The following is a 9,915-nucleotide window of genomic DNA, read 5'->3' on the forward strand; positions in this document are numbered from 1 at the left end:
GTATCCCTCCCGAAGTGGAGCGCCCCCTGGGGCGCGTGAACGCGACCGCGCGAAGGATCCTGCGCCTCCCGCGGCGGCGAGCAGAACAGCACCAAGCGGCTCAGTGCCACGTAGTGATCTCTACGACGCCCGGCTTGTACTCGAAGTGCCAGGGCTCGTAGTTCCCCATGCCACCCCGCTGCGCCCACGGCGGGTTCTCCCACCCGTACGCGGGCCCGTTCTCCCACAGCCACCCGTAGACCTCGCTGGAGCGGTACTCCTCACCGCACAGGTCGATCGCCAAGCCCCACCCGTGCATGGAGGTGCCGGGGGTGGCGGCGAGGTAGCCGCGGCTGGCCTTGACGGCGTACTGGGAGGAGATGGAGCGGTAGCTGTCGACGAGGCACAGGTCGCGGCCGAAGCGGACGCGGAACGCCTCGTTGAGGGCGCTGAGCGCGACGGCGGCGTCGGCGCGGAGCTTCTCGCCGGGCTGCCAGATGTCGCAGAGCGAGTGGTCGGCGAGGGTGCCGTTGCCGCCGTCGATGGAGGCGCCGGCGTCGCAGCCGGGCAGGGGGCTGCGCTCGGCGGTGCGGCTGGCGGCGGAGGCCTCGACGCGCACGTCGCGGGGGGCGGCGGCGATGCCCTGGGAGGTGCGGGGGGTGTCGACGCCCTGCTCGAGGAGCGCGAGGGTGGAGGGGCCCGTGGGCTGGGTGTCGAGGTCGAACGGGGTGCCGCCGTGGGCCTGGTCGTCGGTGACGAGGGGGGCGGCGATGGTCGCGGCGGCGAGCGAGCCGAGCACGGTCAGCCGGGTGACCCAGGCGTGCCCGGCGGGGGCGGCGTGCCGGCCGGCGGAGCGGTCGCCCCGGGCGGAGGACGGACGCTTGCGGGGCTTCTTGCCGGCCCGGGCGAGCTCGGCCTCCCGGATCTCGCGACGGGAGCGCGGCGCGGCTGCGTCACCCTGCGACGTCGCCTCCACGGCACCTCCGCGCTCGTGCTCCGGACGGCCGCCGTGGTCGCCCGGGATCTTCCGGACCCGAACACGGACCGCCCGGTGTCGCGTGTCGTGCACGCGCCCGCTCGAGGCGATCCGTCACGGAACCATAACGGGGTCGGGCTCCCCCGCCAAGTCCCCGTCCCCGGTCGGTCAGGCCGCGGCCACGACCGGGCGTGGTGGGAGGGTGTCCACCCTGGTCGGGCCGCCCGGCGCGGGCGGCGTCGCCGGCGGTCTCAGGGCCGGCGCTGCATGGCGTCGCGGACCTCGCCCACGAGCTCCTCGAGGATGTCCTCGAGGAACACGACGCCGAGGACGCCGTCGGGCCCCTCGACGCGCGCGAGGTGGGCCCCGGAGCGCTGCATGGCGCGCAGCGCATCCTCCACCTCGTCGGCCGGCCGGACGGACGCGAGCGCGCGCACGCGCCACGCGGGCACCGGGTCGAACCGGTCGCCGTTCGACGCGTAGAGCACGTCCTTGAGGTGCAGGTAGCCGCGCAGGGCGTCGTCGTCGCCCCGCACGGGGAACCGGCTGAAGCCGGTGCGCGCGACGAGGTGCTCGACGTCGTCGGGCGTGGTGCGGGCGTCGACGGTGACCAGCCTGTCCACCGCGACCATGACGTCGCCCGCGGTGCGCGAGGAGAACTCGATGGCCCCGGCCAGCAGGCCCTGCTCGTCGCGGAGCACGCCCTCGGCCTGCGAGTGCTCGACGATCGACTGCACCTCCTGCGCCGTGAACGCGGAGGCGACCTCGTCCTTGGGCTCGACCCCGGCGAGCCGGACGGCGTGGTTCGCGACCCAGTTGAGCGCCGCGATCACCGGCCGCACGGCGCGGCCCAGCAGCACCAGCGGCGGCGCGAACCAGAGGGCGGCCGTCTCCGGGCCGGCGACGGCGAGGTTCTTGGGGACCATCTCGCCGAGCACCACGTGCAGGTACACGACGATCGCCAGCGCGAGGACCAGCGCGACCGGGTGCAGCAGCGCCTCGGGGACCCCCAGGGCCGCGAACGGCACCTCGAGCAGGTGCGCGAGGGCGGGCTCGGCGACGATGCCGAGGCCGGTGGAGCACACGGTGACCCCGAGCTGCGCGCACGCGAGCATCAGGGAGACGTGCTCCATCGCCCACAGGGCGGTGCGGGCGCGGCGGTCGCCGGCCTCGGCCCGCGGCTCGATGGCGCTGCGGCGCGCGGAGATGACGGCGAACTCGGCGCCGACGAAGAACGCGTTGCCGGCGAGCAGCAGCACGCCGACCAGCAGGGCGGTCCCGGTGCTCATCGGCCCGCCTCCCCGCGCTCGGCCTCGGCGGGGTCGACGGCGAGCACGCGCAGCCGCTCGACGCGCCGCGCGTCCATCGCCTCCACCCGCAGCAGCACGCCGCCGGTCTCGACCTCGTCGCCCACCTCGGGCACCCTCCCCAGCTCCGCCATGACCAGGCCCCCGAGCGTCTCGTAGGCCGGGCCCTCGGGGACCACCAGGCCGGTGCGCTCCTCCAGCTCGTCGGGGCGCAGCACGCCGGGCACGACCCACGACCCGTCGGTGCCGCGGACCACCCCGGCGCGGCGGGGGTCGTGCTCGTCGGCGACGTCGCCCACGAGCTCCTCGACGACGTCCTCCAGCGTGACGATGCCCGAGGTGCCGCCGTACTCGTCGACGACCACGGCCATCTGGAGCCCGAGGCCGCGCAGCTCGACCAGCAGCGGGCCGAGCCGGACCGTCTCCGGCACCCGGGGCGCGTCGACCATGAGCGCGGCGGCCGGCACCTCGCCGCGCCGGTCGTGCGGCACGCCGACGGCGCGGCGCAGGTGCACGAGGCCGACGACGTCGTCGCGGTCCTCGCCGATCACGGGGAACCGGGAGTGGCCGGTGCGCCGCGCGACGGCCACGACCTCGGCGGCCGTCGTGTCGCGCTCGACCACGGCCATCCGCATGCGGTCGGTCATGACGTCGCGCGCCGACAGCTCGTCGAGCTCGAGCGAGTTGGTCAGCAGGGTCGCGACCGACTGGTCGAGCGTGCCTTCCTGCGCCGACCGCCGCACGAGCGACAGCAGCTCCGAGGACGACCGCGCGCCGGACAGCTCCTCGCGGGGCTCGACGCCGACCCGGCGCAGCAGGGCGTTGGCCGAGCCGTTGAGCACCACGATGAGCGGTCGGAACAGCATGGTGAACACCCGCTGCACGGGCACGACGAGCCGCGCCGTCGTGTGCGGGGTGGAGAGCGCGAAGTTCTTGGGGATCAGCTCGCCGAAGAGCATGGAGAACGCGTTGACCACGACGAGCGCGAGCACCCCCGCGAGCACGCCGGCGACGCCGCGGCCCATCGCGGTGGCCGCGAACGCCTCGGAGAACAGGGACAGCAGCGCCGGCTGGGCGGTGTAGCCCAGCAGGATCGTGGTGATGGTGATGCCGACCTGCGCGGAGCTGAGCTCCGTGGACAGGTGCTTGAGCCCGGCGCGGACGGCGCGGTCCCGTCGGTCCGACGGGCGCGCCGCGTCGCGGCCGGGCGACGGACTGTCGCCCTCCTCGTCGTCGGCCCCGAGGACGGCCGGGTCGAGGGTGACGAGGGAGAACTCGCTGGCGACGAACACCGCGGTGCCCGCGGTGAGCACCACGCCCAGCACGATCATGAGGACGTCGCCTAGCACGGGCGGCTCCCGGTCGTGCGGTGCGGCGCCGCGAGGTGGCGGGGCGGCGGGGCGGCCTGGCGGGACGGCGCGGGCGACCCCGCGCGATATCGGCTCTCGTCCATCGTGCTCCGATGGTATCGGGACGGCGCTCGCGGGCGAGTCGGCGTCCGCGCGGGAGAGCCGGAGGCGAGCGCTGGACAGCGTGTACTCAGCGCTCCCCCAGGGAGCCGGTGCAAGATGGCACCATGACCACCGCGACCCCTCCGAGCACCCCGGGCACCTCGGGCCAGCAGAACGCCACCGTGCTCGTCGTCGAGGACGAGCCCGCGATCGCGGCCGCCATCGCCCAGCGCCTGTCCGCCGAGGGCTGGCGCGTCGAGGTGGCGCGCGACGGCCTCGCCGGCGTCGACGCCGCCTCCCGCCTGAACCCGGACGCCATCGTGCTGGACGTCATGCTGCCCGGCATCGACGGGCTCGAGGTCACCCGCCGCATCCAGGCGGAGAACCCGATCCCGATCCTCATGCTCACGGCGCGCGACGACGAGACGGACATGCTGGTCGGCCTCGGCGTCGGCGCCGACGACTACATGACCAAGCCGTTCTCGATGCGCGAGCTGGTGGCGCGCGTCAAGGCGCTGCTGCGGCGCGTGGAGCGCGCGCAGCAGGCCGCGGTGACGACCCCCGCCGACCCGCCGATGGTCATGGGCGACGTCACGATCGACCGGGCCCAGCGCCGCGTGCACCGCGCCGGCGACGAGGTGCACCTGACGCCGACCGAGTTCGAGCTGCTGGTCATGCTCGCGAGCTCCCCCAAGACCGTCCAGACCCGCGAGCGCCTGCTCGCCGAGGTGTGGGACTGGGCGGACGCCAGCGGCACCCGCACCGTCGACTCCCACATCAAGGCCCTGCGCCGCAAGCTCGGGCCGGACCTCATCCGCACCGTGCACGGCGTCGGGTACGCGTTCGAGCCGCCGGAGGCCTGATGGACCCCGCCCCCGGCGACGACGACGCCGGGCCGGCCGGGCCGGTCGTGCCGCGGCGCAAGGAGCACCACCGGCTGCCCGACGTCCGCCCGCTGGACCCGCTGCGGTCGCTCAAGACCAAGCTCGGCGTGCTGGTCGTGGCGACGGTGACGTTCGCCGTCCTCATCACGTGGATCGGCCTGCAGAACGAGCTAGGCCCGACGCGGACGCTGCCCCTGGCGATCTTCCTGTCCCTGGTGATCGTGCAGCTCCTCGCGCGGGGCATGACGTCGCCGCTGCGCGACATGACGGCGGCCGTGCAGGCGATGGCCGCGGGCGACTACTCGATCCGCGTGCGCGCCACGAGCCGCGACGAGGTGGGCCAGCTCGCCGAGGCGTTCAACGTCATGGCGGCCGACCTCGACGCCTCCGACCGGGTGCGGCGCGAGCTCATCGCCAACGTGTCGCACGAGCTGCGCACCCCGGTGGCGGCGCTGCAGGCGCAGCTCGAGAACATGGTGGACGGCGTCACCGAGCCGACGCCGTCGGCCCTCGAGCTGTCGCTGGAGCAGACGGAGCGGCTCACCCGCCTGGTCACCTACCTGCTCGACCTGTCGCGCGTGGAGGCCGGCGCGTCCGCGCTGGTGCTCAGCGAGTTCTCCGTGGGCGACTTCCTCGAGGAGTCCGCGCAGGCGATGTCGATGGTCGACGCGGCGAAGGGCCTCAGCTACGTCGTCGACGTCACCCCGCCCGACCTCGCGCTGGAGGCCGACGTCGAGCGGCTGCGCCAGGTGGTCACGAACCTGCTGCAGAACGCGATCCGGCACTCGCCCCACGGCGGCACCGTGCGGCTGGACGCCTACCCGGTGGACGACGACGTCGTCCTCGAGGTGAGCGACGAGGGCCCGGGCATCGCCCCCGAGGACCGCGGCCGCATCTTCGAGCGGTTCGCGAGCGGGGCGGCCGCCGGCCGGCCGCACGCCGCGCCGCCCTCCGGCATGGCGAGCGGCGGCACCGGCATCGGCCTCGCCATCGTCCGCTGGGCGGTCGACCTGCACGGCGGGCACGTGGAGGTCGCCGACACCGACCGCGGCGCGACGATGCGCGTGACCCTCCCCGCGCAGGCCCGACCGGCCCCCGGCGTCACGACCGAGCCCTCGGACTGATCCCCGCCGCGCCCGCGCCTCTCGAGCGAGGGTGATGTTGATCACACTCCTCCGTCACAGGACGGCCCGCGTGGTCCGGACATGACGTCGGAACACGGAGTCATCGGGTCGACCCGAGGAGTCGTTGCCCACCCCATTACCGGACGGTCACGATGCCGCGTCGCGCGCCCGGGAACGGCCGTCTGACGCCGCTCGGCCTCCCCTGTGGGTCGGCCCGGAGGACGTAGGCTGGGACCTGCGCACCGGCGCTGTCGGGCGCATTTCCGGTCGAACGAGTTGCAACTGTGTGAAAGTGGGCGATCCGCGCGTGGTGTCCCCGAAGGACGGGTCAGAGTCGATCAGCGTGGCGAGCGCGTTCGGAGCCAACGAATGGCTCGTCGACGAGCTCTACGAGCAGTACCTGAAGGACAAGAACGCGGTGGACCCCGCGTGGTGGGACTTCTTCGCCGACTACGAGCCGGGTGAGACCAACGGCGCCGCGGCGGAGACCGCCCCGGCGCGGCCCGCCGCCCCGGCACAGCAGGCCCCCGCCCAGCCGGCCTCCGCACCGCAGGCGCCGTCGCAGCAGGCCCCGTCACAGCAGGCCCCGGCCCCCGCGGCTCCGGCCGGCCGGTCGGGCACCGCCGCCGCCGAGGCGGCGAAGTCCGAGCGGAAGGCCGCCAAGCCGGCGCCGGTCCCGGCCGACCCCGAGGTGAGCGCCGTCCGCCCGGTCGCCGAGGCGCTGCCCGCGACCGCGCCCTACGCCGAGGTCGCCAAGTCCTCGCCGAAGGCCACCGAGGACGAGGCCACCGACGACGTGCAGAAGCTGCGCGGCCCCGCCGCGCGCGTCGTCACCAACATGGAGGCCTCGATCGAGGTCCCGACCGCGACGTCGGTGCGCGCCGTGCCCGCCAAGCTCATGGTGGACAACCGCATCGTCATCAACAACCACCTCGCGCGCGGCCGCGGCGGCAAGATCTCGTTCACCCACCTCATCGGGTTCGCGCTCGTCGAGGCGCTCTCCGACATGCCGGTGATGAACGCGCACTACGAGAGCATCGACGGCAAGCCGCACGTCGTGCAGCCCGCCCACGTCGGCTTCGGCCTCGCGATCGACCTCGCCAAGCCCGACGGTTCGCGCCAGCTGCTGGTGCCCAGCGTCAAGAAGGCCGAGGAGCTCGACTTCGCCGGCTTCTGGGCCGCGTACGAGGATCTCGTGCGCAAGGCGCGCGGCGGCAAGCTCGGCATGGACGACTTCGCCGGCACCACGATCTCGCTGACCAACCCCGGTGGCATCGGCACCGTGCACTCGGTGCCGCGCCTCATGTCCGGGCAGGGCACGATCATCGGCGTCGGCGCCATGGACTACCCGGCGGAGTTCGCGGGCGCGTCCGAGGAGCAGCTCGCCCGCATGGGCATCTCGAAGGTCATGACGATCACGTCGACCTACGACCACCGCATCATCCAGGGCGCCCAGTCCGGCGAGTTCCTCAAGGTGCTCGCGAACAAGCTGCTCGGCCTGGACGGCTTCTACGACCGCGTGTTCGCGGCCCTGCGCGTGCCGTACGAGCCCGTGCGCTGGGTGCGCGACAACACCGTGGACGCCGACGTCGAGGCCGCGAAGCCGGCCCGGATCGCGGAGCTCGTCCACTCCTACCGGTCGCGCGGCCACCTCATGGCCGAGACCGACCCGCTCGCCTACCGCCAGCGCAAGCACCCCGACCTGGACATCCAGAGCCACGGCATGACGCTGTGGGACCTGGACCGCCAGTTCCCCACGGGCGGCTTCGGGGGCAAGACCAAGGACACGCTGCGCGACATCCTCGGTCTGCTGCGCGACTCGTACTGCCGCACCATCGGCGTCGAGTACATGCACATCGCCGACCCGGCCCAGCGCAAGTGGCTCCAGGAGCGGCTCGAGTCCGGCTACGCCCGCACCCCCCGCGAGGACCAGCTGCGCATCCTGCGCCGCCTGAACTCCGCCGAGGCCTTCGAGACGTTCCTGCAGACGAAGTTCGTCGGGCAGAAGCGGTTCTCGCTCGAGGGCGGCGAGTCGGTCATCCCGCTGCTCGACGCCATCCTGTCGAAGGCCGCGGAGGGCGGGCTCGACGAGGTCGGCATCGGCATGGCGCACCGCGGCCGCCTCAACGTGCTGGCGAACATCGCGGGCAAGAGCTACGGCCAGATCTTCAAGGAGTTCGAGGGCCAGCTCGACCCGAAGAGCGTGCAGGGCTCCGGCGACGTGAAGTACCACCTCGGCACCGAGGGCGTCTTCACCGCCGAGTCGGGCGCCACGACCAAGGTCTACCTCGCCGCCAACCCGTCCCACCTCGAGGCGGTCGACCCGGTGCTCGAGGGCATCGTGCGCGCCAAGCAGGACCGCATCGACCTGGGCGGCGACGGCTTCTCCGTGCTGCCGATCCTGCTGCACGGCGACGCGGCCTTCGCAGGCCAGGGCGTCGTGCCCGAGGTGCTCAACCTCGCGCAGCTGCGCGGGTACCGCACCGGCGGCACGATCCACGTGATCATCAACAACCAGGTGGGCTTCACCACCGGGCCGTCGTCGTCGCGCTCCACGACGTACGCGACCGACGTCGCCAAGGGCTACCAGATCCCCGTCTTCCACGTGAACGGCGACGACCCCGAGGCCTGCGTGCGCGTGGCCGAGCTGGCCTTCGCCTACCGCGAGCAGTTCGACCGCGACGTCATCATCGACATGGTCTGCTACCGCCGTCGCGGCCACAACGAGGGCGACGACCCCTCGATGACGCAGCCGCTGATGTACAACCTCATCGAGGCCAAGCAGTCGGTGCGCAAGCTGTACACGAAGAACCTCGTGGCGCGCGGCGACATCACGGTCGAGGAGGCCGAGCAGGCGCTGCAGGACTACCAGGCGCAGCTCGAGCGGGTCTTCACCGAGACCAAGTCGGCCGGTAAGGCCAGCACCCCCGACGGCGAGGACGAGATCCTCGGCCTGGAGCGACCGGAGGCGCAGCGCGAGGGCGCCGGCGACATGGTCGGCTGGCAGACGGCGGTCCCGCACGCCGTGCTCGAGCGCGTCGGCGCCGTCCAGGTGTCCGCGCCCGAGGGCTTCACGGTGCACCCGAAGCTCGCCCAGATGCTGCAGAAGCGGCAGCTAATGGCGAAGGAGGGCGGCATCGACTGGGGCTTCGGCGAGCTCGTCGCCTTCGGGTCGCTGCTCATGGAGGGCACCCCGGTGCGCCTCGCCGGGCAGGACTCCCGCCGCGGCACCTTCGTCCAGCGCCACGCCGTCCTGCACGACCGCAACACGGGCGCCGAGTGGACCCCGCTGCTGTACCTGTCGGGCGACCAGGCGAAGTTCTGGGTGTACGACTCCTCGCTCAGCGAGTACGCCGCCCTCGGCTTCGAGTACGGGTACTCGGTCGAGCGCCCGGACGCCCTCGTGCTCTGGGAGGCGCAGTTCGGCGACTTCGTCAACGGCGCGCAGACCGTCATCGACGAGTTCATCTCGTCGGCCGAGCAGAAGTGGGGCCAGCACTCGTCGCTGGTCATGCTGCTGCCGCACGGCTACGAGGGCCAGGGGCCGGACCACTCGTCCGCCCGCATCGAGCGCTTCCTGCAGCTCGCGGCAGAGAACAACATGACGGTGGCGCAGCCGTCCACCCCGGCGTCGTACTTCCACCTCCTGCGCCAGCAGGCGTACGCCCGCCCGCGCCGCCCGCTGGTCGTCTTCACGCCGAAGCAGCTGCTGCGCCTCAAGGCGGCGGCCTCCAGCGTGGAGGACTTCACCACCGGCACGTTCGAGCCGGTGCTCGCGGACACGACGGTGGACGCGGCGCAGGTCGACCGCGTGCTGCTGTGCACCGGCCGCCTGTACTACGACCTGCTCGCCGAGCGCACCAGGCGCGAGGACACCCGGACCGCCATCGTCCGCCTGGAGCAGCTCTACCCGTTCCCGGAGGAGCAGATCCGCGCGCAGCTCGCGCAGTACCCGAACGCCGAGGTCGTGTGGGTCCAGGACGAGCCGGAGAACCAGGGCGCCTGGTCGTTCCTGCACCTGGCGATGCCGGAGGACCTGCCGCGCGTGAGCGTCGTGTCCCGCCCGGCGTCCGCGTCGACCGCCGCCGGCACGGCCAAGCGGCACAAGGAGCAGCAGGAGGTCCTGGTCGCCCAGGCCTTCGACCGCGCGTGATGCCGAGATAGAGAAGGCGTCTCGCCGAGATAGAGAGGGGG

Annotated in this window: 6 protein-coding genes; 3 read left to right on the top strand and 3 right to left on the bottom strand. The window is 73.3% G+C overall.

Annotated elements, in window-relative coordinates:
* Window positions 1–100: 100 nt before the first annotated feature.
* The 3 genes from ACFUVW_RS16570 to ACFUVW_RS16580 form a co-directional block, all read right to left on the bottom strand.
* Window positions 101–955: a D-alanyl-D-alanine carboxypeptidase family protein gene (locus ACFUVW_RS16570; RefSeq protein WP_430572419.1), complete on the bottom strand. Its 855-nt coding sequence runs from the start codon at window positions 953–955 to the stop codon at window positions 101–103.
* Between the two features lie 251 nt (window positions 956–1,206).
* On the bottom strand, window positions 1,207–2,244 hold the full coding sequence (locus ACFUVW_RS16575; protein ID WP_430572420.1) for a hemolysin family protein: 1,038 nt from the start codon (window positions 2,242–2,244) through the stop codon (window positions 1,207–1,209).
* On the bottom strand, window positions 2,241–3,611 hold the full coding sequence (locus ACFUVW_RS16580) for a hemolysin family protein (protein ID WP_430572421.1): 1,371 nt from the start codon (window positions 3,609–3,611) through the stop codon (window positions 2,241–2,243). Before ACFUVW_RS16580 ends, ACFUVW_RS16575 begins: the two co-directional genes overlap by 4 nt.
* A 227-nt stretch (window positions 3,612–3,838) precedes the next feature.
* Between ACFUVW_RS16580 and ACFUVW_RS16585 the strand changes: the two genes are divergently transcribed.
* The 3 genes from ACFUVW_RS16585 to ACFUVW_RS16595 all read left to right on the top strand — a co-directional run bounded on the left by ACFUVW_RS16585 (window position 3,839) and on the right by ACFUVW_RS16595 (window position 9,874).
* Window positions 3,839–4,576: a response regulator transcription factor gene (locus tag ACFUVW_RS16585; RefSeq protein ID WP_430572422.1), complete on the top strand. Its 738-nt coding sequence runs from the start codon at window positions 3,839–3,841 to the stop codon at window positions 4,574–4,576.
* Entirely contained in the window at window positions 4,576–5,721 is a 1,146-nt protein-coding gene (locus ACFUVW_RS16590) for a sensor histidine kinase (protein ID WP_430572423.1), read from the top strand. The genes ACFUVW_RS16585 and ACFUVW_RS16590 overlap by 1 nt, the downstream gene beginning before the upstream one ends.
* 343 nt (window positions 5,722–6,064) lie before the next feature.
* Window positions 6,065–9,874, top strand: coding sequence for a multifunctional oxoglutarate decarboxylase/oxoglutarate dehydrogenase thiamine pyrophosphate-binding subunit/dihydrolipoyllysine-residue succinyltransferase subunit (locus ACFUVW_RS16595; protein WP_430572424.1), 3,810 nt, complete (start codon window positions 6,065–6,067; stop codon window positions 9,872–9,874).
* Window positions 9,875–9,915 lie beyond the last annotated feature (41 nt).

Origin of the sequence: Isoptericola sp. NPDC057391 (genome assembly GCF_042668085.1) — a bacterium.
GTDB lineage: Bacteria > Actinomycetota > Actinomycetes > Actinomycetales > Cellulomonadaceae > Isoptericola.